Origin of the sequence: Streptomyces davaonensis JCM 4913 (assembly GCF_000349325.1) — a bacterium.
Lineage (GTDB): Bacteria > Actinomycetota > Actinomycetes > Streptomycetales > Streptomycetaceae > Streptomyces > Streptomyces davaonensis.
The window spans coordinates 8,146,842-8,171,729 of sequence record NC_020504.1; the positions used below are offsets into that span (position 1 = coordinate 8,146,842).

Here is a 24,888-nt window from a genome sequence, read left to right on the forward strand (position 1 = left end):
CACGCCTTCGTCCTCGCAGCATCCGCGGTCGCGGATGCCCCGAAGGCTGCCGTCCCCGTCTTCCTGGCCGCTGTCGACGGCGCCCGAAGCTGACCCTCTCCGGATCGTCCGGCGGACCCCGCAGGGGGAGGGTCGGCCAGTCCCCGGGGTCCCACCGCCACTTCTGACGCTTCGAGGTACCGCCATGTCCAAGACGGCTTACGTCCGCACCAAACCGCATCTCAACATCGGCACCATGGGCCATGTCGACCACGGCAAGACCACCCTGACCGCCGCCATCACCAAAGTCCTCGCCGAGCGCGGCTCCGGCACGTTCGTCCCGTTCGACCGTATCGACCGGGCGCCGGAGGAGGCCGCGCGCGGCATCACCATCAACATCGCGCACGTCGAGTACGAGACCGACACCCGGCACTACGCGCACGTCGACATGCCGGGCCACGCCGACTACGTCAAGAACATGGTCACCGGCGCCGCGCAGCTCGACGGGGCGATCCTCGTCGTCTCCGCGCTCGACGGGATCATGCCGCAGACCGCCGAACACGTGCTGCTCGCCCGGCAGGTGGGCGTCGACCACGTGGTCGTGGCGCTGAACAAGGCGGACGCGGCGGACGAGGAGCTGGTCGAACTCGTCGAGCTGGAGGTCCGCGACCTGCTCACCGCGCACGGGTACGGGGGCGACACGGCGCCTGTCGTGCGGGTCTCGGGGCTTCGCGCGCTGGAGGGGGACCCGAAGTGGACGGCCGCCGTCGAGGCGCTGCTGGACGCGGTGGACACGTACGTCCCCATGCCGGAGCGGTATGTGGACGCGCCGTTCCTGTTGCCCGTCGAGAACGTGCTGACCATCACCGGTCGGGGGACCGTCGTCACGGGCGCCGTCGAGCGGGGCACGGTGCGGGTCGGTGACCGGGTCGATGTGCTCGGGGCCGGCCTGGAGACCGTCGTCACCGGTGTCGAGACCTTCGGGAAGCCGATGGAGGAGGCGCAGGCCGGGGACAACGTGGCGCTGCTGCTGCGGGGGGTGCCTCGGGACGCGGTCCGGCGTGGGCATGTTGTCGCGGCGCCGGGGAGTGTGGAGCCACGGCGGCGGTTCACGGCGCAGGTCTATGTGTTGTCGGCGCGTGAAGGTGGGCGTGCGACGCCGGTTTCCTCCGGTTATCGGCCGCAGTTCTATATCCGTACGGCGGATGTGGTCGGGGACATCGATCTGGGGGAGGTCGCGGTGGCCCGGCCCGGGGAGACGGTCGCGATGACTGTTGAGCTGGGGCGGGAGGTTCCGCTGGAGCCGGGGCTCGGGTTCGCCATCCGTGAAGGGGGACGGACTGTCGGGGCGGGGACTGTGACAGCCGTGGTGTGAGTTCCACGCGTTGTTTCGTGGGGGACTGCGGGCCGGTTGTGGCTGGTCACGCAGTTCCCCGCGCCCCTACCCGGTGCCTCGCGCCACGCACAATAGAGGAGTGAACGAAGCTATCCCCGTCAGCCGTGCCGTCGATCACGGCTTCGCCAAGCTCATGCCCGATGTCGATCGGGAACGCGCCTGGCTGTTGACCGTCGACGGGGCTCCGCAGTCCTATGTCGATCTCGACGAACCGACTCATCTCGAGTTCGAGTACGCGCGGCGGCTCGGGCACGTGCTGGATGTCGTCGCGGAGCCGGGAACCGCCCTGGATGTGCTGCATCTCGGAGGTGGGGCGCTGACTCTGCCGCGGTATGTCGACGCCACCCGGCCCGGTTCACGGCAGGACGTCGTCGAGGCCGATCGGGGGCTGCTGGAGCTGGTCGTCGAGCAGCTGCCGGTGCCTGAGGGGATTCGGCTGCACCCTGGGGACGCGCGTGCCTGGCTGGAGGCGGCGCCCGATGACTTCGCCGATGTGCTCGTCGCCGATGTCTTCGGGGGATCCCGGGTTCCGGCGCAGTTCACCTCCCTCGCCTACGCTCGGGAGGCCGAGCGGGTGGTGCGCGGGACCGGCGTCTACCTCGCCAATCTGGCCGACGCCGCGCCCTTCGCCTTCCTGCGGTCCCAATTGGCCACCTTCGCGGCCGTGTTCGAGGAGCTGGCGCTGATCGCCGAGCCGGGGGTGCTGCGCGGGCGGCGGTTCGGGAACGCGGTGCTGGTGGCCTCGCACCAGCCGGTCGACCTCGCCGCCCTGACCCGGCTCACCGCCTCCGACGCCTTTCCGGCCCGGGTCGAACACGGGCCGGGGCTACGGGAGTTCATCGGCGGTGCGCGGCCGGTGCGGGACGAGGACGCCGTACCCTCACCCGAGCCCCCGGACGGGGCTTTCAGCATCGGCTGAGGGCTGTTCGGCGGCCGACGTGACGTGTTTTGTACGGCGGCGCAGGTTCCGTACGTCCGGGACGCACAGCACGGCCGCCGTCATCACGACGATCAGCACGGCGCAGCCCCACAGTGCCGGGGTCCGGCCGAACGACGACTCCGCCGGGCCCGCGAGAGCGGTCGCCAGCGGCACCAGGGCGACCGAGCCGAACCAGTCGTAGGCGGCGACCCGGGAGAGCTTGTCCTCCGGGATCTCCTGGTGGAGGGCGGTCATCCAGCTGACGCCGAAGACCTCCAGGGTCACGCCGGTGACGAACATCACCGCGCACAGGACCCCTACCGAGGTCGGGATCGCGAGGGCGGCGGAGGGCAGGGCCAGCGGGAAGACGCACAGGGTGCCGGCGAGCAGCAGTCGGCGCGGCTTCCAGCGGGTCATCAGCAGGGCGCCCGCGACCGTGCCCGCGCCGAAGAAGCCGAGCGCCAGGCCCCAGGGTCCGGCGCCGCCCAGGTGGTCCCGGGCGACGAGCGGGCCGTAGACCGCGTCCGCGGCGGCCACCACGGCGTTCGCGACGGAGAACTGCACGACGACCGCCCACAGCCAGGTCCGGCCGGTGAACTCCCGCCAGCCCTCGCGGAGGTCGGCGAGGAGGCCGCCGCCCGGGGCGCGTGGCGCGATGTGACCGACGTCGAGGAAGGCGCGCAGCGATCCGGCGACGGCGAAGGCGACCGCGTCCGCCGCGAGCACCCAGCCGGGACCGATCGCGGCGACCATCGCACCGCCGAGGGCGGCGCCGCCCACCGCCGCGCCCTGCATGGCCATCCGGAAGACCGCGAAGGCGCGGCTGGCCTGCTCGCCGCTCACCGTGGACAGCAGCATGCCCTCGGCGGCGGGGGAGAAGAACGCGTGGCCGGTGCCGCCGAGCGCGGTGAGCAGCATCATCTGCCACAGCTGCGGCTCGCCGGTCAGCACCAGCAGCGCGAAGGCACCCTGGGACGTGCAGTTCAGGGCGTTGGCCGCGACCATCACCCGGTGCCGGGGCAGCCGGTCCGCGACCGCGCCGCCGATCAGCAGGAACAGCACCAGCGGCAGGGTGCGGGCCGCCGCCACCAGGCCCACGTCGCCGCCGTCGCCGCCCGTCTCCAGCACGGCGAACGCGGCGGCGATGAGCGCGCCGTGACTGCCGAGGTTGGTGACGACCGCGGCGGCGGTCAGCAGCGAGTAGTTGCGGCCCGCCCAGGTGGGGCGGCGGAGGGGGGCGGTGGGCTTCACCTCGCGACTATCACCGGGGCGGGGCCGACTTGCCAAGTCGAATTCCTGTGCGTTATCGGCCCCGCGACCTGCTGTTACGTGTCGGTCGGCATGGCCTCGGTGAGGCGTACGGTGCTCAGGATCTTCTGGATCGTCTCCTCCGAGATCTCCTCCTTGACGCCCTTGGCGCCGAAGAGGTTCCAGGTGACGTAGTCGCCCGCGCCGTTCTCGAACGCGAAGGTGATCGCCTTGCCCTCGCTGTCGCACTTGCCGTTCTGCGGGGTGTTCTCCGAGTGGGCGGTGGCGACACTGCCCTCGATGCCGGAGGTGGTGGTGTACGGCTTGGGCTTGTCGTACTTCACGCTCTTGCGGTCCGGCTGGGTGTAGCCGCCGAAGATCCACCACGGCACGCGGGTCTCCGCGGCCTCGTCCAGGTCCTTGGCGCCGCTCTCGCCGCGGGTGCCGGCGGTGACCAGCGCGGTGTCCTCGGTGCGGCCGTCCTTGTCGGAGTCGACCGTGCACCACTTGGACTTGAGGTAGGCGGGAGCGGTGACGGTGGTGCGGTCGAGCTTGCCGTCCTTCTCCTCCCACTCGAAGCCCACGCTGGTGTCGGCGCTGTCGATCTCCCAGTCGGCGGGCACGTCGAACATCGTGCCGAAGCGCGGGTTGACGACGACCTTCCAGCCCTCGACGGTCGGCTTCAGCTCGTCATTGCCGCGCGATTCCCCGGATTCGGTCGGGCTCGGCTCGGACGACTTGCTCACGGTCGGGCTCGGGGAGGACTTGCCGTCCGCCTTGTCGTCCTTGTCGCCGTTGCCCAGCACCAGGAAGCCGGTGACTCCGGCGGCCACGACCACGGCAGTGGCCGCCACGATCGCGACCAGCTTGGTCCGGTTGCCGCCGCCACCGCCCGTCGGCGACGGAGCCCCCACCGCGGTCTGCGCGCCCCACTCCGGCTGCCCCTGGGGCTGCTGGGTATAGGGGTTGGGCTGCTGATAGCCCGGCTGCTGATACGGATTCGGCTGCTGGTACCCCGGCTGCTGGTAGGGATTGTTCTGCTGCTGCGGGTTCTGCTCGCCCCCGGGCGGCTGCTGTCCTGGCCACATGGGCAGCAACCCTAGCGGCGCCAGGGACACGATTCGGTCACCGGGGCTTGTCAGGGACGTAGCAATCACGATCCCGCCACGACGGTGGCCAGCCGAGGCTACTCGTGGGTAACATGCCGCCATGAGCGCAGATCAGATGTCTATCGGCGAGCTGCTCGCCGCCACCGTGCCGATGGTTCGGACGCTGAACCTGGAGTATCGGGAGACCAGCCCGGAGAAGGCCGTGCTGGTGCTGCCCGACCAGAGCGAGTACCGCAACCACGTCGGTGGGCCGCACGCCGGCGCGATGTTCACGCTGGGCGAGTCGGCCAGTGGTGCCATCGTGCTCGCGGCCTTCGGGGACCAATTGTCCCGGGCGGTGCCGCTGCCGGTGACCGCGGAGATCGCGTTCAAGAAGATCGCCCTCGGACCGGTCACGGCCACCGCGACGCTGGGTCGGCCGATCGCCGAGGTCGTCGCCGAACTCGACTCGGGCCGGCGCCCGGAGTTCCCGGTGGCGGTCGCCATTCAGCGGGAGGACGGCGCGGTCACCACCGAGATGACGGTGGTGTGGACGCTGCGCCCCAACGGCTGAGCGACACAGCTCGAAGGAGGGTCCCTGACCGGGGCCCTCCTTTGTCATTTCTGGAGATTTCGTGTGCCGATCGCCGTGCCGTGCACACAACTTGGGAATGGTTCGGACTGGAAGTTCGAATGCCGGTACGGATACCGGCGGTAACTATTCTGCATTCCTTGGGCCTTGAATCGCGGTCGGTCGAACTCCTTGTTACCTGCGAGTCAGTTGTGCGAAAGTGAGCGCCCCCTGACGGCCATTCCTGCTGTCGTCCAGCGGCTTGGAAGGAAATGGTTCAGTGTCATCCCCCCACCCCCCACGCCCCCCGTACCCACCCAGGCCCGGAGTGAGCCCCACTGACTCCGATCGCGATCTCGTCGCCCGCATCGGACCGCCCGGCACCGCCGCCGACGGTGTTCCGCTGCTGATGGCGCGGCACTGGCGGGCCGTCCACGAGTACGCCGTGATCTGCCTGGCCGCGACCGGAAGCCTCGCCCTGATGGTGACCGCGGCCGCCTTTCACCGGGTGCTCGGCAAACCGTCGGGCGACGCACTGCGCCCTCAACTCCTCATGGCCGTACGGGAAACGGTCAAGGAGTGGGCGGCGGACGAAAGAATTTCCGCTGTACTGCCGGAACTCCGCAAAACGACCGGCGCGCGCGGGCTGCGTGCGGCGAGGTCGGTGACATCGGAAAGACGTCGGCTCGCCGAGCGTGCGTTCCAGGCTCTTCCGGGCGCTTCACAATGCCTGTTGTGGCATACCGAGGTCGAGGGGGAACCGATAACCGTACCGGCCGGTCTGCTCGGTGTCGACACCGTCACCGCGCGGGCCGCACTGGAGCAGGCGCGCGAGCAATTCCGCACCGCCTGTGTCCGCGCCCACCATGAACTCGCCCCCACCCGGGAATGCCGCTACTACAACCGCCTCCTCGATGTCCCGATCCGCCGGGGCGGCTCTCTTCTCCCCGATGTCCAGCGGCACTTGACGGAGTGCCGCTACTGCCGACACGCCGCCGAACAGCTCAGCCATTTCGAGGGCGGCCTGGAGGAACTGCTCGCCGAGACGGTCCTCGGCTGGGGCGCCCGGCGCTATCTGGAGTCGCGCCCCGGTCGTGCTCCGGAGCACCCCGGGCGGCCCGCGCTGTCCCGCGGCGGACGCCACCGGCCCGCCCGGGCGCGGCCGTTGGTCCTGCCCCGCGGCCGGACGAGGGTCGTCGTCGGGGTCGGTCTGACCAGCCTCGCCCTCCTCGCCACCGTGCTGGTGAACCGCGGTTGGTCCGATGACAACGGTGTCCCCGACGCGCACGCCACCTGGGGTGCCCCGAGCGCCGTCACTGCTGCCGCGACGCCCGACCCCGCCGCGCAGAGCGGCACCGGCGAACTCGGCCGCGGCCGCCTCCGCAACCTCGGCACCGGGCTCTGCCTCGACCTCCAGGGCGGAGTGCCCCGGGCCGGTGCGGCGACCGTGCTCGCGGGGTGCTCGGCCGCCGGATCGCAGCAGTGGTCGTACCGGGACGACGGTCTGCTCCGCAGCGGCGCCGACCCCGGGCTCTGTCTGGACTCCCACGCCGACGACGGGCTCGTCCTGCTCGCCGACTGCCTGGTCCACGCCGGCGAGGCGCGCTACGACCTCACCGTCCACGGTGAACTCCTGCTCCGCGGCGACGAGGACCGGGCCGTGGCGCCCGGCGCCGACGAACGGGACGTGACCGTCGCCGAACGGGACGGATCCGCGAGCCAGCGCTGGCAGCTCGGCGGTGAGGCGAGCACCGAGCCGAAGAAGGCCGAGGAAGGACAGGAACCGTACGAGACGCGCGTCGCCCAGGTCGACGAGCGTGCAGAACCTGAACCCGCCGAGCCGAAGGGGCCGGTCACACAGGCCGCGGCCGACGCGCTGGACACGGTCTCCGCGGTCACCGAACCGCTCGGCACGCTCCTCTCCTGACGCACAGGGCCACCCCGGTCGGGGTGGCCCTCTTTGTTGAACTCATTGACACGAGTCACCTCCGGTCCTACGTTTCCGACGCGCCGGTGGCGTTTCTCGCGGGGTGTCAAGTCCGGTGGGCGCATAGTGCGTTCAGAGGGCGAACACAGACCGGGGCGCCGTCGCGCATGCGGTTCACATCGTCGTGCCCGCACACCGAAGGAGTGACGGCTGTCATGACCGACACTGTTTCCCGGCGGTCCGCCCTGCGACTGACCGGCGGCGCCATCGCCGTCGCCGCGGCGGCGACCGGCGGACCGACCTCACCGGCCCGCGCCCAGGGTGCACCTGACCCGAGCGCCGGCCGGCGCGTCGAAGCTCTCCTCGCCGAACTCACCCTCGACGAGAAGATCTCCCTCCTGCACGGTGCCACCGACCCCGCCCCGCTCGGCCAGGCGGGCCATGTCCCCGGAGTGCCGCGCCTCGGCATCCCGCCCCTCAGACTGGCCGACGGCCCGGCCGGTGTCCGCGTCACCGCACACGCCACCGCCCTGCCCGCCCCCGTCCTGCTGGCCTCCGCTTTCGACCCGGAACTGGCCCGCCGCTACGGCCGCGTCATCGGCCACGAGGGCCGCGCCCTCGGCCAGGACGTCCTGCTCTCCCCGATGGTCAACCTCATCCGCACCCCCTACGCCGGGCGCAACTTCGAGACCTTCAGCGAGGATCCGCTGCTCGCCGCCGACCTGGTGGCCGCCGAGATCGAGGGCATCCAGGCCGAGGGCCTGGTCGCCACCGTCAAGCACTATGCCCTCAACAACCAGGAAAAGGACCGCGACACCGTCGATGTGCGCGTCGACGAGCAGACCATGCACGAGGTCGAGCTGCGCGGCTTCGAGGCCGCCGTAGGCGCCGGGACGGGCGCGGTGATGGGCGCCTACAACAAGGTCAACGGCACCTACGCCTGCGAGAGCAAGACACTGCTCACCGACGTCCTGCGCGAACAGTGGGGCTTCGAGGGCCTGGTGATGACCGACTGGTTCGCCGCCCACAGCACCGGGAAGGCCCTCACCGCGGGCCTGGACCTGGAGATGCCCGACGGCACCCACTTCGGCGCCGCGCTGGGGCGCGCGGTGCGCGACGGCAGCGTGTCCGAGCGGTACGTCGACCGTGCCGTACGCCGGATCCTCTCCGTGCTGGACCGCTTCGGCCACCTCGACGGCAGCGCGCCGCCACGGCCCGAACGCGACACCCGGGCCGGCGCGGCCGTTGCCCTGGAGGTCGCCAAGGCGGGCGCCACCCTGCTGCGCAACGAGCGCGCCACCCTGCCCCTGACCCGCGGCTCCATCGCGGTGATCGGCCAGACCGGCGCACTGCCCTTCGTCAGCGGCGGCGGCAGCGCCCATGTGGTGCCCGACCGGGCCGACAGTCCCCTCGACGCCATCCGGGCCCGCGGCGGCGAAGTGACGTACGCCCTCGGCGAGGACATCTTCGGCAAGCCCGTCCCCGCCTCGGCGTTCAGCCCCGCCCTCGACAGCGAGGAACTGCGTGTGGCGGCCGGGCGGACCTGGTCCTACGACGGCACCCTCACCCTTCCCGAGGACGACGAGTGGACCTTCGTCCTGCACTACTCGGGAGCGCCTACCATCCGCCCCAAGGTGCTCCTCGACGGCGCGGAACTCTTCCCGCTGGTGCCGGGCTGGGGCGAGTACTTCATGGGCGGCTACGTCACCACGGCGCCCGACGGGCTCTCCGTGCGCCGCAAGACGCTCCGACTGCCCAAGGGCGCCCACACCTTGAGGATCACCGCAGCGGGCGGGGACACCGGTCAGGAGTTCCGGCTGCGCCGTATCACCGATGCGACCCGGGCCGAGGATGTCGCCGAGGCCGTCCGCGCCGCGCGCGCCGCCCGCCAAGTGGTGCTCTTCGCCTACGAGGACGCCACCGAGGGCCAGGACCGCACCACGATCGCCCTGCCCGGTCGACAGGCCGCGCTGATCGAGGCCGTGACCGCGGTGAACCCGCGCACGACCGTCGTCCTCAACACCTCCTCCGCGACCTCGATGCCCTGGCTGCACCGCACCGGCGCCGTGCTCCAGATGTACTACCCGGGCCAGGAGGGCGCGGCCGCCACCGCCGCCGTCCTGTTCGGCGACAGCGACCCCGGCGGTCGGCTCACCCAGACCTTCCCGGTGGACGACGACCACCACCCGGTCGCCGGGGACCCGCGCCGCTACCCCGGAGTGGACGGCACCGAGGTCTACTCGGAGGGCATCCACGCCGGACACCGTTGGTACGACGCCACGGGCGAGCGTCCGCTGTTCCCCTTCGGGCACGGCCTGTCCTACACCTCTTTCACCTATCAGGAGCTCTCGGCGCACTGGCACCGCGGCGGGCTCGAGGTGCGGTTCACGGTCCGCAACACCGGGCGGCGGGCCGGGATCGCGGTGCCGCAGGTGTACGTGGGCCGCTCGCCGGACCTGGAACTCGACCAGGCGGTAAGGGTGTTGGGCGGCTACCGACGGCTCGCGCTCGGTGCGGGGGAGCGGCGCAGGGTCACCGTGCGGATCGCCGCGCGGACCCTGTCGTCGTGGGACGTGAAACGGCACGGCTGGGTGCTGGGCACCGGACGGCGCACCGTCTGGGTGGGGGCGTCCGCGGGTGATCTGCGGGTGCGGACGAGCGTGGAGGTGACGCGATGATACCGCGGGTCGTGACAGCCCTGGTGGCCCTGGCCGCCGCACTGACAGTCCCGGTTCCGGCGCAGGCTTCGTCGGCTCCGGTGGTCCGCACCGAGGCGGGCCTGGTGCGCGGCGAAGTCACCGCGCAGGGACGGCAGTTCCTCGGCGTCCCGTACGCCGAACCGCCCGTCGGCGGGCTCCGCTGGAGGGAGCCGCGGCCGGTCCGGGCCTGGCAAGGGGTGCGTGACGCGGGGGACTTCGGCAACAAGTGCGTGCAAGGCGCGAGTTGGGACCCCGGATACGAGCGGCCCAGCCACACCGAGGACTGCCTCGACCTCAACGTGTACGTGCCTCATGGCTCCGCCCGGCGCGCGGTCCTCGTCTGGTTCCACGGCGGCGGCCTCACCGCGGGCGCCGGGCAGGACGTCGTCCCCGACGCCTTCGCCCGGCGGACCGGCACGGTCGTCGTCACCGTCAACTACCGCCTCGGCGCGATGGGCTTCCTTGCCACCGCCGGACTCGACGACGAGGCAGCGGACGGCGTCTCCGGCAACTTCGGCCTCCTCGACCAGCAGGCCGCGCTGCGCTGGGTGCGCGCCAACATCGGCCGCTTCGGCGGCGACCCGGGCCGCGTCACCATTGCGGGCGAGTCCGCGGGCGGTCGCTCGGTCTGCACCCAGCTCGCCTCACCCACCGCCGAGGGCCTCTTCCGCGCGGGCATCATCCAGAGCGGCGCCTACGACGACTGCGCCGCCCGGCCCCACGGCACGGCGGTCGCGCAGGGCGCCGCCTTCGCCGAGCGGCTCGGCTGTACGACCGTGGCGTGTCTGCGCGGCAAGACCTCCGCCGAGATCCTGGCCGCCCAGGGCGGCTTCGACTGGGCGCCGGTGACCGGCGGCGCCTTCCTGCCCGAGCAGCCCACCGCCGCCTTCGACTCCGGCGCCGCGGCCGGGGTGCCGGTGCTGAACGGCGCCAACCTGGACGAGGGGCGGCTGTTCGCCTTCGGGCAGTTCGACGGGGCCGGCGGCCCGCTCACGGCCGAGCGGTACCCGGAGGTCATGCGGGCGTCCTTCGGCGACGCGGCCCTCGCCCGCTACCCCCTCGCCGCCCACCCCACCCCGACGATCGCCTTCGGCACCGCCCTCGGCGACCTGCTGTTCGCCTGCCCCGCGCTCCGGCTGGACGGCACGCTCGCCGGACGCGGACCGGTGTACACGTACGAGTTCGCCGACCGCACCTCCCCGCCCTTCGCCTCACTGCGCGACCTCGGCACCGACTTCGACTTCGGGGCGACCCATGTGAACGAGGTGCAGTACCTGTTCAAGCACTTCGGCCTGGAATCCCCGCTGAACGCCGAGCAGCAGGCGCTGTCGCGGCAGACGGTCCAGTACTGGGGCTCCTTCGTGCGCACCGGAGTGCCGCGCGCCGACGGACAGCCCGGTATGCCGGGCGGCGGCCCTGAGCGGGTGCTCTCGCTGCGGACCGCGTCCGCGGGCGGCAACGCGGTGAGCACGACCGTGCACCGGGACCACCAGTGCGACCTCTGGGACGCGGGCGCGTCACAGTGAGCAGGTAGGCTGCCCCGGCGCGCGCTCACGGGTGAGCGCGCGCCGGGAACAGGCCGCACAGGGAGAGGAACGGCGTTGCACGTCCAGGAATGGCTCGAAACGGTGCCCCCGCTCGCCATCTATCTGCTGGTGGGCCTCGTCATCGGCCTGGAGAGCCTGGGCATCCCGCTGCCCGGCGAGATCATCCTGGTCTCCTCGGCGCTGCTCGCCTCGCAGCACGGTGACATCAACCCCGTGATCCTCGGCGCCTGCGCCACCGCGGGCGCCATCATCGGCGACTCGATCGGCTACGCCATCGGCCGCAAGGGGGGCCGCCCCCTGCTCGCCTGGCTCGGCGGCAAGTTCCCCAAGCACTTCAGCGAGGCGCACATCGCGACCGCCGAGCGCTCCTTCCAGAAGTGGGGCATGTGGGCGGTCTTCTTCGGCCGCTTCGTCGCCCTCCTCCGCATCTTCGCCGGCCCCCTCGCGGGCGTCCTGCGCATGCCGTACTGGAAGTTCCTCACCGCCAACGTCCTCGGCGGCATCCTGTGGGCGGGCGGTACGACGGCGGTCATCTACTACGTCGGTGTCGTCGCCGAGTCCTGGCTGAAGCGCTTCTCGTGGCTGGGCCTGGTCGCGGCGGTGCTGATCGGCCTGACGTCGTTCCTGATCGTCAAGCGCAAGGCGAGCAAGGCGGCGGGGGAGAAGTCCGCGGCCGAGCCGGAGGCCGTCCCGGTCGCGGACTGAGCGTCACGGCGTCTCGTACAGTCCGCCGTGCGCCTTCGCGAGGTCGGCGTACAGCGTTCCGTTGAGGGTGACGCCTTGGCGCTCCTCCTCCGACAGTTCCCGTCGGATCTTCGCCGGGACGCCCGCCACCAGTGATCCCGGCGGCACCTGCATCCCCTGCGGCACGAGCGCCTGCGCGGCCACGAGGGAGCCCGCCCCGATCACCGCGCCGTTGAGGACGGTCGCTCCCATGCCGATCAGGCAGTCGTCCTCGACGGTCGCCCCGTGCACCACCGCGTTGTGGCCGACCGACACCCGCTCGCCGATCGTCACGGGAAAGCCCGGGTCGGCGTGGAGCGTGCAGTTGTCCTGGATGTTGCTCCGGGCGCCGACGGAGATCCGCTCGACATCGCCGCGGACCACCGCGCCGTACCAGACGCTCGCGCCCGCCTGAAGCGTCACGTCCCCGATCACCGACGCGGTGGGCGCCACGAAGGCCTCCCCGTCGATCTGCGGCTCCCTGCCGCCGATGCCCGTGATCAACGCCTTGTGCGCCATTGCCGTCCCACCGTCTCTTCCGCCGTCGGTACACCGGCACCGTAGGCGATGTGCGCCGGACGGAGGTTGTCGGGGCCTTTCCGCGCGGGTCGCCTGTGGCGGGTGAGGCGGTACGGCCGGTCAGGCGGGAGGGTGCCTACATGGCATCCACGACGAGGCAGCGGCACTGGCTGGCCCGGGTGTCGCTGGCGGCTGCGGTGGCGTCGGTGCTCGTCCTGGCCGTGTTCGCCGGGCTGCGGACCCTCGCCCTGCTGGGCGTCGGACTCGCCGGAACGGCGCTCACCGTCGCGGCCGTGTGGTGGGCGCTGACCCGGCGGCGCCTGTCGCGTGCGCTCGCCGTCCTGCTGGCCGTCGCCGCGCCGGTGTGGGTGGTGGTGGCGTACACCAGCGCCGGTCTCGCCTGGGTCGTGGCTCTGTCCGGGGCGCTGTGGGCGCTCGCGGTGGGCACCGGGCGCAGCGCCCTCGCCGCTGCCGATGTGCCGGTCGGTATGGCGGAGCGGCCCGCGCCAAAGGCCCGCCGCCCCGTCCTGATCATGAACCCGCGCTCGGGCGGCGGAAAGGTGGACCGGTTCGGGCTGCGGGAGAAGGCCGAGGCGCTGGGGGCCGAGGTGGTTCTGTTGGAGGGCCCGGGCCGGGCCGATGTGGCCGAGCTGGCCCGGGCGGCCGCTGCGGACGGCGCCGATCTGCTCGGCGTCGCGGGCGGCGACGGCACCCAGGCACTGGTCGCCGAGGTCGCCGCCGCGCTCGACCTGCCGTTCCTGGTCATCCCGGCCGGGACCCGCAACCACTTCGCCCTCGACCTGGGCCTCGACCGGGACGATCCGTCGCGGGCGCTGGACGCGTTGCGGGACGGGGTGGAACTGAGCGTCGACCTGGGCCGGGCCGGCGGGCGCACCTTCGTCAACAACGTGTCGTTCGGCGCGTACGCCGAGGTGGTGCAGAGCCCCGCCTACCGGGACGGCAAGACCCGCACCACCCTGGATCTGCTGCCGGACCTGCTGATGCAGCACGGGGGCGCCCGGCTGACCGCCCGCGCCGGGGACACGGTCCTCACCGCGCCGCAGGCCCTGCTGATCAGCAACAACCCCTACGGGACCGGCGACATCGCGGGACTGGGGCGGCGGGCACGCCTGGACGGCGGGGAGCTGGGTGCCGTGGGCGTGACGGTGGCCAATGCGGCGCAGGCCGCCGGTCTGCTGCGGGGCGACCGGGCCGCGGGGCTGACCAGGGTGACGGCGACGGAGGTGGTCGTCGATGCCGACCGGCCCACGATCCCGGCCGGAGTCGACGGGGAGGCGCTGACCCTGAGCGTGCCCGTCCGGTGTGTGGTGCAGCCGGGGGCGCTGCGTGTGCTGGTGCCGCGCCTGCGCCCGGGGACACGTCCGGCGCGGGCCGCGCTCGACTGGCGCGGGCTCGCCCGGCTGGCCCTGCACTGACGGGCGGGCCTACTGGTCCTGCTCGGTGACCCGCGTCCACTGGGCGCCGGTCTCCGCGCGGTACGCGGCGACCGCGGCCTCCAGCGTCGGGAAGAAGTGGGCCGGGTCGATGGTGCGGGTAAGCCCGTACCGCTCGATCTTGCGCCGCACCGGGTCCTTGAGCTCGGCGAAGACAAGGCTGATGCCGTGCGCGTTGAGGACCTCGTCCAGTTCCTCCAGCTCGTCCGAAGCCGTGGTGTCCACGTCGGTGATGGGCTCGGCGGCGATCAGCACCCAGCGGGGCCGCGGCTCGGCACGGCTCAGCCGCATGATCTCGTTGCGGAACGACTTGGCGTTGGCGAAGAACAGCGGCCCGTCGAACCGGTGGATCACCAGGCCGGGCAGCCGCTCGGCCTGCGGGTAGGACCGCACGTCATGGAATCCGGGCAGGTCCGGCACCCGGCCCAGCACCGTGTTGTACGGCCACCACGCCCGGCGGAAGACGTTGAGGATCGACAGTCCGACGGCGACCGCGATCCCCGGCAGCACCCCGAGCAGCGCCACGCCGAGGAACGCCGCGATCGACAGCAGGAACTCCGCCCGGCGCTGCTTCCACAGCCGGACCGTCCCGCTGAGGTCGGCCAGGGACAGCGAGGCCGTGATGACCACCGCGGCCAGTGCGGGCTGCGGCAGATTGCGGAACAGGCCCGGCAACAGGACCAGCATCAGGATGATCAGGCCCGCGCCGATCACCCCGGTGAGCTGGCTCCTGGCGCCCGCGCGCTCGGCCACCGCGGTCCGCGATCCGCTGGTGCTGACCGGGAACCCCTGGAACAGGCCCGCTGCCACGTTGGCCGCCCCGATCGCCGTCATCTCCTCGTTGCCGCGCACCTCCTGGCCGGTGCGGGAGGCGAACGCGGTCGCGTTGGAGATGGTGTCGGCGAGGGACACCAGGGCGATGCCCAGCGCCCCCGCCAGCAGCGGAGCGATGTCGTCCACCCGGATCTCCGGGAAGGTCAGCGGCGGGAACCCGCGGGGGAGTTCACCGACCAGGTTCACCCCGTGCCCGCCGAGATCGAAGACCGACGTCGCGGCGATCGCCAGGACCACCATCACCAGCACCGCCGGCACCTTGGGCAGCCAGCGCTGGAGCACCAGGATCAGCACGATCCCGGCGCCCCCGACCGCCACCGCGGCCGGCACCGTGTCGCCGTCGGCCAGACCCCGTACGAAGGCGGCCGCCTCGTCGATGAGCCCGTCCGCGTCCGTGCTGAAGCCGAACAGCTTGGGCAACTGGCCGATCAGGATGGTCAGCGCCAGGCCGTTCATGTAGCCGATCATGGTGGGCTTGGAGATGAGGTCGGCGATGAAACCCAGTCGGCACACCCCGGCCAGGATCGTGATGACGCCGACCATCAGCGCGAGCATCGAGGCGAGCGCCACCGCCCGCCCGCTGTCCCCTCCGGACGCCATCAGCGGCACCAGGGTCGCCGCGATCATCGGGCCGAGCGAGGAGTCCGGGCCGAGGACCAGGATTCGCGACGGTCCGAAGACGGCGTAGGCCAGCAGACACAGCACGGACGTGTACAGGCCGGTGATCGCGGGCAGTCCCGCCAGCTCCGCGTAGGCCATGCCCTGCGGGACCAGCAGCATGGTGAGGACCACGCCGGCGACGACATCCTTGACGAGCCAGGCGCGCTGGTAGGCCAGGAGTGTGCGCACGCCGGGCGGGAGGTAGCGGCCCTTCGGGGCGTCACCTGGCATAGCGGTCCTCCGCGGGGGTACGGCGTCCGCGGGCCGCAGCCCTTGTCGGCCCTTCGTCTCCCAGTCCTACCCCGCACAAGGTGCCCCGGCGTCACCTGGTGCGGGTGATGCCCGGGAGGGGGCGGCCGCCGGTGATCGTACGTCAGAACCGGTGGTAGCGGACCGAACTGGCGACGACGAGGTCCTGGAGCGAGGCACGGCGCCGGCTGAAAGGGATCCAGAACAGGCCCACGGGCAGAGCCAGGCAGACCACGGCCCGCAGGAGGGCGCGCGGAATGCCGAGCAGGTGCCCCGCGCGTCCGGTGACCCGCAGTCCCAGCAGACGGCCACCGAGGGTGGCACCGGTCCAGATCCAGCTCACGACGAGATAGAGCACGGCCAGGAGCCAGCCCAGGGCCCCGGTCGTCCAGAGGGAGAGATCGGGCATCCGCAGCGGCGGACCGGACACCAGAAGGCGCAGACCGGCGAAGACGAGCTGAACGGCGAGGCCGATGCCCGCCACCACCAACGCGTCGATCAGCGCCGCGAGACACCGCGACACCAGACCGGCCGCCTCACCCTCCCGGGCCCGCTCCCGGACCTCCTGCGTCATGGCGCCGGCCCGTGCCCGGCGGCCCGCTCCGGTGCCGCGCCGGGGCGGTGCAGCAGCCGGTCGGCCACCCGGTTCACCATCCGGTCGGCCCGGACACTCTGGAGCCGGAGCGCGTCGACCGTCTCCTCGGCAAGACCGCCGCTCGTCTCCTTCACGATCCGGCCGACATCGATCTCCTCCAGCACGGCCCGCGCGAGCGCGACCAGGTCGACGCGGTCGATCACGGCGTCGAGGTCGAGGCGGGCGGCGATCCGGTCGACGTCGACGCGGGCCACTATCCCGTCGATGTCCACGCGCGCCACGATCTGTTCGGCGTCCACCCGCTCGGCCAGCCGGTTCACATCGACCCGGTCCGTCACCCGGCCCACGTCCACCCTCGCCGCCACCCGGTCCACGTCCAGCCGGTCGGCGATCAGATCGACGTCGACACGATCGACGACGCGCATCACGTCGATGCGGTCGGCGACCCGGTTCACATCGATGCGTTCGGCGACGTCGTCCAGGTCGAGGCGGTCGAGCACGGCGGCCGTCACCGCGCGGATCACCCGGTCGGTGACGAACTCGGCGGTGCCCAGCGTGAGGCCCACCACGCGTCCGGCGACGTGGAACGGGTTCACGATGCCGTGCCAGCTCATCCCACCACCGCATCATGGCCCCGGCGCCGTTTCCTCACCCGTCACGGGTGAGCGTGGGGCGAAGATCACAACCCCATGACGTCATCAGGGCGCCGCACCCTCAGTACCGTGACCCCGTGCCGAAGAGCAAGAACACGTTCTCATCCTGGCGTCACCGAGTGGCGCAGCGCGCCGTCCACGCGGGTTGGGCCTGGGTCCAGCGCACCGGTTCGGTGACCGCCGAGCGCCCCGGCCGCTTCCACTTCGGCTCGATCGGCGAGGCCACCCGCCTGGCCTTCCCGCTCGGCACGGTCTTCGGCGAGCCCTGGATCCACCTGGGCTCCCACTGCATCGTCGGCGAGCAGGTCACCTTGACCGCGGGCCTGATGCCCGACCTCGACCTCGGCCCCGACCCCATCCTGAGCATCGGCGACGGCGTCGTCCTCGGCCGCGGCAGCCACGTCATCGCCGACACCACGGTCACCATCGGCAGCGACTGCTACTTCGGCCCGTACGTCTACATCACGTCCACGAACCACTCCTACGACGATCCGCACGAGCCCATCGGCAAGCAGTGGCCGCGGATGGAGCCGGTGTCGATCGGCCCGGGGTGCTGGATCGGCACCGGCGCGGTGATCCTGCCGGGCGCGCGGATCGGCCGGAACGTGGTCGTCGCGGCCGGTGCGGTGGTCCGGGGCGTGGTGCCGGACCACGCCGTCGTGGCGGGCGCGCCCGCCCGGGTCGTACGGCGCTGGACGCCGGCCGAGGGCTGGCAGCCGCCGCTCAGGACGCCGGCGCCGGTGCCGATACCGGACGGGGTGACGCCGGAGCAGCTCGCGGCACTGGCGGAACTGGACGAGGAGTCGGCGGCGCGGCTGGCGCAACTGGATGCCGAGGCCTGAGCCGGGGCCCGGTCAGCCGGTGGCCAGCAGCAAGGTCCCGGCCAGGGCCAGGCTCGCGCCCGCCGCCTGGACTCCGCGCAGGCGTTCGTTCAGGACGAGGCGTGCGGCGAGGGCCGTCACCACCGGGTAGAGCGAGGCCAGTACGGCGGCCACGGTCACCGGGCCGTGCTGGGCGGCGACGGAGTAGGTGCCGTTCGCTGCGACGTCGGCGAGGCCGACGAAGGCCAGGGCGAGCAGCGCGCCCCAGGGGAAACCGCCCTCCGGCAGGGCGACGGAACCGCGCCGCACCGAGACGAACAGGGCGGTGCCGCCCACGACGACATTGGTCAGGCGCTGCACGAAAAGGGCGAGGAAGAGGCCGGTCACCGTGGTGGACGCCTCGCTGATCAGCGCGACACACGTGCCGAACCCGAAGGCGCCGCCCAGCGTCAGCACGATGGTCCGCCGCTCCACCGAGCCGCCCCCGCGCTGCGGCCCGCCCGCGAGGACCACGCCCGTCACGGCTACCGCGATGCCCGCGACCTGGACGAGACCGGGGCGCTCACCGAGCAGCAGCCCCACGGAGACGGGGACGGCCACGCTGAGCGCGGTGAGCGGGGAGACGACGCCCATGGGTCCCCGGGCGAGCGCCTCGTAGAAGCAGAGGATCGCCATCGGGCCGATCAGACCCGCGGCCACCGCGAACCACAGCCGGGGTCCGGCCTCGCTCCAGCCGCCGGTGGCCAGGACGACGGCACCGAGGACGACGACCGCGATCGACTGTGAGGCGACCACCACGGTGAGCGCGGGGGTGCGCCGTGTCAGCAGCCCGCCGCCGAAGTCCGCCAGACCCCAGAGCACGCTGGTGGCCAGGGCGAAGAGTGCTGTCACGGACGTCCTCGCAGTACAGTTCGGTGCACGATCATGTGCATCACACCGTAGTGCAGATTGTTGAACCCTTGCATCCAGAATATTGGACTCCGGAATGGGATGAATCGTGTCGGATCTTGACCTGCTGACCCAGTCCCTGGCCCGCAACGTCAAGCGCTGGCGCACCGAGCGCGGCTTCACGCTGGACACGCTCGCCGCCCGCGCCGGGGTCAGCCGCGGCATGCTCATCCAGATCGAACAGGCCCGCACCAACCCCAGCCTCGGCACGGTCGTGAAGATCGGGGACGCCCTCGGCGTCAGCATCCCGACCCTCCTCGACTACGAGCAGGGGCCGAAGGTGCGCGTGGTCCCCGCCGATCAGGTCGTGCGGATGTGGCACACCGACTCCGGCAGCTACAGCCGGCTCCTCGTCGGCACCGAGGCCCCGGGCCCGCTGGAGATGTGGAACTGGCGGCTGATGCCGGGCGAGGGCAGCGCCTCCGACCCGCACCCTGTCGGCACCGTCGAGCTGATCCATGTCACGGCCGGTGAACTGCTGCTGACCGTCGACGGCGTGGAACACCGCGTCCCGGCGGGCGCGAGCGCCTACTTCGAGGCGAGTGCGGCGCACCGGTACGGCAACGACGGTGATGTGCCTGCCGAGTTGGTGCTGGTCGTCTCCGTGCCGCCCGTGCGCTGAGCGCCGGTACGCGGTTGCTACCGTGCGGCCATGCGCGCACCCATCGGACACTTCGACCAGGCCACTCCCGCCCCCGACTGCCTCGACGAGCTGACCGCCCCGGTCGCCGACGCGGTACGCCGCTGGAGCGCCAGCGTTCCCGCCGACCAGATCATCTACGTCGAGACCGACCCGCAGTGGGCCGACACCGCCGTCTTCGTCGAGCACTACGGCCAGGAGCTGCTCGAACAGTCCGCGAACTGCGTGGTGGTGGCGGGCAAGCGCGGGGGTGAGACCACCCTCGCCGCGTGCGTCGCGCTCTCTACAACCCGCGTCGACGTCAATGGCGCGGTCCGCCGCCAACTCGGCTCCCGCAAGGCGTCGTTCGCCGCCATGGACATCGCGACGGGCGAGACCGGCATGGAGTACGGCGGCATCACGCCGATCGGACTGCCCGACCACTGGCCGATCCTGGTGGACTCCGCGGTCGTCGACCTGCCGTACGTCCTCGTCGGCAGCGGCCGCCGCCGCGGCAAGCTGCTGGTACCGGGGAAGGCGTTCGCGGAGCTGCCGGGCGCCGTGGTTCTGGAGGGGCTCGGGGTCGCCTAGGGCCTGTTGTTCGGATCAGGCCGGCTGCAAGAAGCGGTGCAGGTCGGCCGGCCCGAGCGGGGTCTGGTGCGTGCAGCTGCAAGGCGGAGGAGGGCGGCGACGCGGAGCGTCGGCGACCGACGACAACGCGGCTGGGGGTACCCCCTCTGGGGGAGTGCGTGCCAGGGCCCGCGACGCCGGACTGATCCAAACGACAGGCCCTAGGTGTATTGACCCGCAGCGTTGTTTACGCGGCTGATCGGTGGGTGGCCGCCGAGTGCGGTGTGGCAGCGGTGGTGGTTGTAGGTGTGCAGGAAGTCTGTCAGGGCTGCGGTGCGTTCGGTGTTGCTGGTGTAGGGCCGTAGGTAGGCCCATTCGTCGAGCAGGGTGCGGTTGAAGCGTTCGACCTTGCCGTTGGTCTGCGGCCGGTAGGCGCGGGTCAGCTTGCCGATCGCGCTGAGGTCGGCCAGGGCCTGGCGCCAGGCGAAGCTCTTGCGGTAGGGCCAGGCGTTGTCGGTCAGGACCCGCTCGATGTGGTGGACACCGTGAGCGGTGAAGAAGGCTGCGGCACGGCGCAGGAAAGCGGCGCAGGTGGCGGCCTTCTCGTCGGAGTGGATCTCGCCGGGCATTACGGTGAGACACGAAGACCTCCGTGCGGTGCAGTCCTAGACAGCTCCACCACACCGGAGGTCTTCGCCATGATCAAGCACCGGCGAGCGTCAACAACGCTCGTGATCAATACACCTAGGCCCCGGTGTGGTGGGCCAGTGCCTGGTGCGGGTCCGCCTCGCCCGGCAGCGGTGCCGGGTCCGCGTGGACCAGGGCCGCGGTGAGCCGGGGGACGGCGTGCAGGAGGGCGTGTTCGGCGTCCACGGCTATGGCGTGGGCCTGTCGTACCGTCGCCTCGCCGTCCACCACCACCGCGACCTCGGCCCGCAGCCGGTGCCCGATCCAGCGCAGCCGCAGCTCACCCACCCCGCGCACCCCTGGCACGTCCCGCAGCGCCTGCTCGGCACGGTCCACCAGGGCCGGGTCCACGGCGTCCAGCACCCGCCGGAACACCTCCCGCGCCGCGTCCCGCAGCACCAGCAGGATCGCCGCGGTGATCGCCAACCCCACGATCGGGTCCGCCAGTTGCCAGCCGACCGCCGCCCCGCCCGCGCCCAGCAGCACCGCAAGTGAGGTGAATCCGTCGGTGCGGGCATGCAGTCCGTCGGCGACCAGCGCGGCCGAACCGATCGACCGGCCGACGCGGATCCGGTACCGCGCCACCCACTCATTGCCCGCGAAGCCCACCAGCGCGGCGGCCGCGACGGCGGGCAGATGTGTCACCGGGCGGGGGTCGAGCAGTCGGTCGACGGCCGTCCATCCGGCGAACGCCGCCGAGGCCGCGATGGTCAGCACGATCACCAGACCCGCCAGATCCTCGGCGCGGCCGTAGCCGTAGGTGAAGCGCCGGGTCGCCGCGCGACGGCCGAGGACGAAGGCGATGCCGAGGGGTACGGCGGTCAGCGCGTCGGCGGTGTTGTGCGCGGTGTCGCCGAGCAGCGCGACCGACCCGGACAGGGCCACGACGACCGCCTGCACGAGCGCGGTCGCGCCGAGCACCGCCAGCGACACCCACAGCGCGCGCATCCCGCGGGCCGAGGACTCCAGGGCGGAGTCGAGCTTGTCGGCGGTGTCGTGGGAGTGCGGTTTGAGGAAGTGGGCGATGCGGTGACGACGAGGGTGCGGGTGCTTGTGGTGGTGGTGCGGGTGGCTCACGGGTCCCCCTTCCGGTGGCGGAGGTGGACTTACCCCGTCCACAACGCCATTATGTGCGTATGAGCGCACGCATGCACCTGTCACCTGCGCACGATGCGCACCCGCGCACCCCCGGCGAGGAACAGTTCGCCCTCGCCGCCGAGCTTCTCGCCCTCCTCGGCGACCGCACCCGGCTCACCCTGCTGCACGCACTGGCCGGGGGAGAGGCCGATGTCAGCACGCTCACCGAGGCGTGCGGAGCGGCCCGGCCCGCCGTCAGCCAGCATCTGGCGCGGCTGCGTCTCGCCGGTCTGGTGAACACCCGCAAGCAGGGCCGCCGGGTGATCTACTCCCTCGGCGACGGCCATCTGCGGCGACTGGTCGACGAGGCGCTGAGCGTGGCGGACCACCGGCTCAGCGACCGGCCCGTGCATGAATGACGTCGGTACGGCTCAGTAGTCGGCGCTCTTGCCGAGGTACTGCTCCGCGAAGGCCAGCGCCGCCGAGGGGGAGCCGAACAGGCGGCGCAGCCGGGCCAGGGTGGTCCCCGCGCGATGCGGATCACCCGAGGAGGTGCCGTGGTACACCTCCGACAGCCACTGCGAGAACTCCTGGTAGTCCCAGACCCGGCCGAGGCACGCCCGCGAATAGCCGTCCAGTCCGGCCGAGTCGCCCTCGGTGAGGAACGCGACCAGCGCGTCGCCCAGCAGGAAGGCGTCGTGCAGGGCGAGGTTCATGCCCTTGGCCGCGATCGGCGCGGTGAGATGGGCGGCGTCCCCGGCCAGGAAGAGCCGCCCGAACACCATGGGCTCCACCACGTAACTGTGCATGTCCAGCACGCGCTTCTCGATCAGCCGCCCCTCGGTCAGCCGGGGCGCCCCGGCGGCGCCGAGCCGTTCCTGGAGCTCCGTCCAGACTCTGTCGTGGGACCAGTTCTCCGGGTCGTCGCCCGGCGGGCATTCCAGGTAGTACCGGGTCACCTCGGGGCTGCGCGCCATGTGCCCGGCGAATCCGCGCGGGTGCATGCCGAACACCACGCAGTCGTTGGACGGCGGCGCCTCGGCGAGCAACGCCAGCCAGCCGATGCCGTAGTCGTACCGCGAGACATGGGCACGCCCCGGTGCCACCGCGCCCCGGGACACCCCGCGCGCCCCGTCACAGCCCGCCACGAAGTCGCAGTACACGACGTGCCGTTGACCCGACTCGGGGTCGGTGTACGACACCGAGGGCCGGTCGGAGTCCAGGTCGTGCAGTTCGACGTCCCGCACCCCGAACCGGATCGCGCCGCCCCGGACGTCCGCGTACTCCCGCACCAGGTCCGTCACCAGCAACGGCTGCGGATAGACGAAGTGGTGATGCCCCGTCAGCTCGGCGTACTCGAACCGGTAGCGCTCCCCGGCGAAGCGGAACTCGCACTCGTTGTGCACCTGGCCGCGCGCCAGCAGATTCCCCGCGAGGCCCCGCCGTTCGAGCCCGCGTACGGCCCACTCCTCCAGGACTCCGGCGCGGGGCCGGCGCTCGATGAACTCACGGCTCTCGATCTCCAGGACCAGACAGTCCACGGACGCGGCCCGCAGGATGTTGCCGAGAGTGAGCCCGGCCGGTCCGGCGCCGACGACGACCACCGGAAACCGTTGTGCGGCACCGGAGTTGAGGTGGGGGGAGGTGGAAGTCACCCGAGCATTATGAGACGTTCAGCGCACACCGGAACCCGGTGTGACCGCTGGAGCTGTCCGGGGTGTTGGTGCTGCGGGCCGCCACGCGGTAGCGGTTGCAGTAGGACGCGTGGCACATGTGGGAACCGCCGCGGATCACCTTCGCGGTGCCCTCGGCCGGGCCGGTCGGGTCGACGGACCCGCGATGCTCCGTGGTCCACCAGTCCCCGCACCACTCCCACACATTGCCCGAAGTGTTGTACAGGCCGAAGCCGTTGGGCTCGAAGGCGTCCACGGGCGCGGTGCCGCGATAGCCGTCTGCGGCGGTGTTCTTGGTGGGGAAGGTGCCCCGCCAGATGTTGCACCGGTGCTCGCCGTCGGGATCCAGTTCATCACCCCAGGGGTAGCGCCGCTGCTCCAGGCCGCCACGGGCCGCGTACTCCCACTCGGCCTCGGTGGGCAGCCGCTTGCCGGCCCAGGCCGCGTAGGCGGCCGCGTCGTACCAGGACACATGGACCACGGGATGGTCCCCGCGCCCCGCGAGATCGCTGCCCGGCCCCTCCGGCCGGTCCCAGGCGGCTCCCGTGACCGCGCACCACCAGGGCGTCCGCTCGGGCCGCGGGGCGCCGCGGCGCAGCGCGGCGGGCAGGAACCCGGCGAAGACGTACGACCAGTCCAGGCGCTCGGCGTCGGTGACATGGCCCGTGTCGGCGACGAAGGCGGCGAACTCGTCGTTGCGCACCGCGCAGGCGTCGATCCGGAAGGGGGCCAGCCGCACCGCCCGCACCGGGCCCTCGCCGTCGTCGGGGAAGCCCTCGCTGTCCTCGGCGCCCATGAGGAACTCGCCGCCGGGGAGCAGGACCATGCCGTCGGTGGCAGCGGTGGGCGCCGTGTCGATCGGCTCGGGCCTGACCCGGCCACCCGTCTCTGACGCGGGCATGCAGCACGGGGCGGGGGACAGAGGCTCGGGCATCGGTTCTTCCTCGTGGACACGCGACGGATGCGAACCCCTGTCTACGGCATCGACCTGTGCGCCCCGCGTGAGGGTCACCGCAGCAGCGGTATCTCGATGGCCGGGCAGCGGTCCATGACCATCTCCAGGCCCGCCGCGCGGGTCCGGTCGTAGGCGGCCTCGTCGATCACGCCGAGCTGGAACCACACCGCCTTGGCGCCCTTGGCCACCGCCTCGTCGGCCAAGGCACCCGCCAGCTCGCTGTTGACGAAGACATCGACGACGTCCACCTCGAAGGGGATGTCCGCGAGAGAGGCGTAACCCTGCTCGCCGTGCACCGTCTCCGCCTTGGGGTGGACAGGCACCACGCGCTTGCCGTAGCGCTGGAGCACCGCGGCGACGCCGTACGCCGCACGCCGCTGGTTCGACGACAGCCCGACCACCGCCCACGTGTCGCCGGACTCGGTGAGGATCTTGCGGATCGTCGCTTCGTCGCCGTACACCGATGGCCTCCTCGAC

At 72.0% G+C, this 24,888-nt stretch carries 23 protein-coding genes and 1 pseudogene; 12 read left to right on the forward strand and 12 right to left on the reverse strand.

The annotated features are described in order from the left end of the window. Positions 1-184 precede the first annotated feature (184 nt). Positions 185-1,354 (forward strand): elongation factor Tu, encoded by a 1,170-nt coding sequence (tuf, locus tag BN159_RS36085; RefSeq protein ID WP_015661980.1) that lies wholly within the window; start codon positions 185-187, stop codon positions 1,352-1,354. 100 nt (positions 1,355-1,454) lie between these two features. After that, complete coding sequence (locus BN159_RS36090; protein ID WP_015661981.1) at positions 1,455-2,294, forward strand: spermidine synthase; 840 nt, start codon at positions 1,455-1,457, stop codon at positions 2,292-2,294. Here BN159_RS36090 and BN159_RS36095 read toward each other — a convergent pair. Together BN159_RS36095 and BN159_RS36100 are read right to left on the reverse strand one after the other, a co-directional pair. Continuing rightward, positions 2,256-3,581, reverse strand: a complete 1,326-nt coding sequence (locus tag BN159_RS36095; protein ID WP_015661982.1) for an MFS transporter — start codon at positions 3,579-3,581, stop codon at positions 2,256-2,258. The genes BN159_RS36090 and BN159_RS36095 overlap by 39 nt on opposite strands. Positions 3,582-3,619: 38 nt before the next feature. After that, positions 3,620-4,630: a hypothetical protein gene (locus tag BN159_RS36100; RefSeq protein WP_015661983.1), complete on the reverse strand. Its 1,011-nt coding sequence runs from the start codon at positions 4,628-4,630 to the stop codon at positions 3,620-3,622. A gap of 136 nt (positions 4,631-4,766) precedes the next feature. On the opposite strand from BN159_RS36100, the gene BN159_RS36105 reads away from it, so the two are divergent. The 5 genes from BN159_RS36105 to BN159_RS36125 all read left to right on the forward strand — a co-directional run bounded on the left by BN159_RS36105 (position 4,767) and on the right by BN159_RS36125 (position 12,079). Then, complete coding sequence (locus BN159_RS36105; protein WP_015661984.1) at positions 4,767-5,204, forward strand: DUF4442 domain-containing protein; 438 nt, start codon at positions 4,767-4,769, stop codon at positions 5,202-5,204. Between the two features lie 325 nt (positions 5,205-5,529). Further along, entirely contained in the window at positions 5,530-7,128 is a 1,599-nt protein-coding gene (locus tag BN159_RS36110) for an RICIN domain-containing protein (protein WP_015661985.1), read from the forward strand. Between the two features lie 215 nt (positions 7,129-7,343). After that, complete coding sequence (locus tag BN159_RS36115; protein ID WP_015661986.1) at positions 7,344-9,806, forward strand: beta-glucosidase family protein; 2,463 nt, start codon at positions 7,344-7,346, stop codon at positions 9,804-9,806. Next, positions 9,803-11,353, forward strand: a complete 1,551-nt coding sequence (locus BN159_RS36120; RefSeq protein ID WP_015661987.1) for a carboxylesterase/lipase family protein — start codon at positions 9,803-9,805, stop codon at positions 11,351-11,353. The genes BN159_RS36115 and BN159_RS36120 overlap by 4 nt, the downstream gene beginning before the upstream one ends. A gap of 75 nt (positions 11,354-11,428) precedes the next feature. Further along, the gene (locus BN159_RS36125) at positions 11,429-12,079 is read left to right on the forward strand and encodes a DedA family protein (RefSeq protein ID WP_015661988.1); all 651 of its coding nucleotides are present in this window, start codon (positions 11,429-11,431) and stop codon (positions 12,077-12,079) included. A gap of 3 nt (positions 12,080-12,082) precedes the next feature. On the opposite strand, the gene BN159_RS36130 is transcribed toward BN159_RS36125, so the two are convergent. Then, positions 12,083-12,616: a gamma carbonic anhydrase family protein gene (locus BN159_RS36130; RefSeq protein ID WP_015661989.1), complete on the reverse strand. Its 534-nt coding sequence runs from the start codon at positions 12,614-12,616 to the stop codon at positions 12,083-12,085. A 140-nt stretch (positions 12,617-12,756) separates the two neighbouring features. Between BN159_RS36130 and BN159_RS36135 the strand changes: the two genes are divergently transcribed. Further along, positions 12,757-14,052, forward strand: a complete 1,296-nt coding sequence (locus tag BN159_RS36135; RefSeq protein WP_015661990.1) for a diacylglycerol/lipid kinase family protein — start codon at positions 12,757-12,759, stop codon at positions 14,050-14,052. Positions 14,053-14,061: 9 nt separating this feature from the next. Here the strand turns inward: BN159_RS36135 and BN159_RS36140 are convergent, their stop codons facing one another. The 3 genes from BN159_RS36140 to BN159_RS36150 all read right to left on the reverse strand — a co-directional run bounded on the left by BN159_RS36140 (position 14,062) and on the right by BN159_RS36150 (position 17,022). After that, entirely contained in the window at positions 14,062-15,795 is a 1,734-nt protein-coding gene (locus BN159_RS36140) for a SulP family inorganic anion transporter (protein WP_015661991.1), read from the reverse strand. 142 nt (positions 15,796-15,937) lie between these two features. Next, positions 15,938-16,387, reverse strand: a complete 450-nt coding sequence (locus BN159_RS36145; RefSeq protein ID WP_015661992.1) for an RDD family protein — start codon at positions 16,385-16,387, stop codon at positions 15,938-15,940. After that, positions 16,384-17,022, reverse strand: coding sequence for a hypothetical protein (locus BN159_RS36150; protein WP_015661993.1), 639 nt, complete (start codon positions 17,020-17,022; stop codon positions 16,384-16,386). Before BN159_RS36150 ends, BN159_RS36145 begins: the two co-directional genes overlap by 4 nt. A gap of 116 nt (positions 17,023-17,138) precedes the next feature. Between BN159_RS36150 and BN159_RS36155 the strand changes: the two genes are divergently transcribed. After that, the gene (locus BN159_RS36155) at positions 17,139-17,903 is read left to right on the forward strand and encodes an acyltransferase (protein WP_015661994.1); all 765 of its coding nucleotides are present in this window, start codon (positions 17,139-17,141) and stop codon (positions 17,901-17,903) included. A gap of 12 nt (positions 17,904-17,915) precedes the next feature. Here the strand turns inward: BN159_RS36155 and BN159_RS36160 are convergent, their stop codons facing one another. Beyond that, the gene (locus tag BN159_RS36160) at positions 17,916-18,773 is read right to left on the reverse strand and encodes a DMT family transporter (RefSeq protein ID WP_015661995.1); all 858 of its coding nucleotides are present in this window, start codon (positions 18,771-18,773) and stop codon (positions 17,916-17,918) included. Between the two features lie 106 nt (positions 18,774-18,879). Here BN159_RS36160 and BN159_RS36165 point away from each other — a divergent pair, with 106 nt between their 5' ends. Continuing rightward, positions 18,880-19,452, forward strand: coding sequence for a helix-turn-helix domain-containing protein (locus BN159_RS36165; RefSeq protein ID WP_015661996.1), 573 nt, complete (start codon positions 18,880-18,882; stop codon positions 19,450-19,452). A 30-nt stretch (positions 19,453-19,482) separates the two neighbouring features. Further along, on the forward strand, positions 19,483-20,040 hold the full coding sequence (locus tag BN159_RS36170; protein ID WP_015661997.1) for a YbaK/EbsC family protein: 558 nt from the start codon (positions 19,483-19,485) through the stop codon (positions 20,038-20,040). A gap of 200 nt (positions 20,041-20,240) precedes the next feature. Here the strand turns inward: BN159_RS36170 and BN159_RS36175 are convergent. Both BN159_RS36175 and BN159_RS36180 read right to left on the reverse strand, forming a co-directional pair. Continuing rightward, positions 20,241-20,639, reverse strand: a pseudogene (locus BN159_RS36175) (integrase core domain-containing protein); the annotation flags it as partial. Between the two features lie 124 nt (positions 20,640-20,763). Next, entirely contained in the window at positions 20,764-21,783 is a 1,020-nt protein-coding gene (locus BN159_RS36180; RefSeq protein ID WP_015661999.1) for a cation diffusion facilitator family transporter, read from the reverse strand. Positions 21,784-21,842: 59 nt separating this feature from the next. On the opposite strand from BN159_RS36180, the gene BN159_RS36185 reads away from it, so the two are divergent. Then, entirely contained in the window at positions 21,843-22,202 is a 360-nt protein-coding gene (locus BN159_RS36185; protein WP_041820369.1) for an ArsR/SmtB family transcription factor, read from the forward strand. Between the two features lie 12 nt (positions 22,203-22,214). On the opposite strand, the gene BN159_RS36190 is transcribed toward BN159_RS36185, so the two are convergent. From BN159_RS36190 to BN159_RS36200, 3 genes are all read right to left on the reverse strand, one after another. Further along, the gene (locus BN159_RS36190) at positions 22,215-23,438 is read right to left on the reverse strand and encodes a 4-hydroxybenzoate 3-monooxygenase (RefSeq protein ID WP_041820372.1); all 1,224 of its coding nucleotides are present in this window, start codon (positions 23,436-23,438) and stop codon (positions 22,215-22,217) included. Between the two features lie 7 nt (positions 23,439-23,445). Next, entirely contained in the window at positions 23,446-24,390 is a 945-nt protein-coding gene (locus BN159_RS36195; protein ID WP_015662002.1) for a formylglycine-generating enzyme family protein, read from the reverse strand. A 74-nt stretch (positions 24,391-24,464) separates the two neighbouring features. Beyond that, on the reverse strand, positions 24,465-24,872 hold the full coding sequence (locus BN159_RS36200; RefSeq protein WP_015662003.1) for a CoA-binding protein: 408 nt from the start codon (positions 24,870-24,872) through the stop codon (positions 24,465-24,467). Between the last annotated feature and the right edge of the window lie 16 nt (positions 24,873-24,888).

What these genes read in the sequence shown, in the direction of transcription:
- tuf (WP_015661980.1), top strand. Translation starts at nt 185, where the DNA reads ATGTCCAAGACGGCTTACGTCCGCACCAAACCGCATCTCAACATCGGC.
- BN159_RS36120 (WP_015661987.1), top strand. Translation starts at nt 9,803, where the DNA reads ATGATACCGCGGGTCGTGACAGCCCTGGTGGCCCTGGCCGCCGCACTG.
- BN159_RS36145 (WP_015661992.1), bottom strand. Translation starts at nt 16,387, where the DNA reads ATGACGCAGGAGGTCCGGGAGCGGGCCCGGGAGGGTGAGGCGGCCGGT.
- BN159_RS36115 (WP_015661986.1), top strand. Translation starts at nt 7,344, where the DNA reads ATGACCGACACTGTTTCCCGGCGGTCCGCCCTGCGACTGACCGGCGGC.
- BN159_RS36185 (WP_041820369.1), top strand. Translation starts at nt 21,843, where the DNA reads ATGAGCGCACGCATGCACCTGTCACCTGCGCACGATGCGCACCCGCGC.
- BN159_RS36105 (WP_015661984.1), top strand. Translation starts at nt 4,767, where the DNA reads ATGTCTATCGGCGAGCTGCTCGCCGCCACCGTGCCGATGGTTCGGACG.
- BN159_RS36195 (WP_015662002.1), bottom strand. Translation starts at nt 24,390, where the DNA reads ATGCCCGAGCCTCTGTCCCCCGCCCCGTGCTGCATGCCCGCGTCAGAG.
- BN159_RS36130 (WP_015661989.1), bottom strand. Translation starts at nt 12,616, where the DNA reads ATGGCGCACAAGGCGTTGATCACGGGCATCGGCGGCAGGGAGCCGCAG.
- BN159_RS36140 (WP_015661991.1), bottom strand. Translation starts at nt 15,795, where the DNA reads ATGCCAGGTGACGCCCCGAAGGGCCGCTACCTCCCGCCCGGCGTGCGC.
- BN159_RS36135 (WP_015661990.1), top strand. Translation starts at nt 12,757, where the DNA reads ATGGCATCCACGACGAGGCAGCGGCACTGGCTGGCCCGGGTGTCGCTG.
- BN159_RS36100 (WP_015661983.1), bottom strand. Translation starts at nt 4,630, where the DNA reads ATGTGGCCAGGACAGCAGCCGCCCGGGGGCGAGCAGAACCCGCAGCAG.
- BN159_RS36150 (WP_015661993.1), bottom strand. Translation starts at nt 17,022, where the DNA reads ATGAGCTGGCACGGCATCGTGAACCCGTTCCACGTCGCCGGACGCGTG.
- BN159_RS36170 (WP_015661997.1), top strand. Translation starts at nt 19,483, where the DNA reads ATGCGCGCACCCATCGGACACTTCGACCAGGCCACTCCCGCCCCCGAC.